This window comes from Streptococcus mitis (assembly GCF_002096855.1).
GTDB lineage: Bacteria > Bacillota > Bacilli > Lactobacillales > Streptococcaceae > Streptococcus > Streptococcus mitis_Y.
Map to the genome: position 1 here is coordinate 1 of NZ_NCVH01000012.1, position 521 is coordinate 521.

Sequence of the window (521 nt, forward strand, 5' to 3'; positions counted from 1 at the left end):
CGCAAGCGCTCACGGTATTCGCGCTCTGTCATGATAGACTTGTGCTCAAGTGGTGTATCCTTAGGATCAATCACCACATAAGCCGCAAAGTAGATAACTTCCTCGAGGGCACGAGGGCTCATATCAAGGGTCAAGCCCATACGGCTTGGAATCCCCTTGAAGTACCAGATATGAGATACAGGAGCTTTCAACTCGATGTGTCCCATACGCTCACGACGAACTTTTGTACGCGTTACTTCAACCCCACAACGGTCACAAACAATCCCTCTGTAACGAATGCGTTTGTACTTACCACAAGCACATTCCCAGTCTTTTGTAGGACCAAAGATCACTTCATCAAAGAGCCCTTCACGTTCTGGTTTCAACGTACGGTAATTGATTGTTTCAGGTTTTTTGACTTCTCCATAAGACCATGAACGGACTTTGCTTGGAGAAGCTAGGGTGATTTGCATACTTTTAAAACGATTTACATCAACCACTATTTCTTCCCTTTCTATTCTAAGTGAACTGCTTATTCTTCA

The 521-nt window shown here is 44.3% G+C and carries 1 pseudogene; it reads right to left on the reverse strand.

Annotated features, from left to right (window positions below):
- A pseudogene (locus B7698_RS00595) lies at nt 1-479 on the reverse strand (DNA-directed RNA polymerase subunit beta'); the annotation flags it as partial.
- Nucleotides 480-521: the final 42 nt, after the last annotated feature.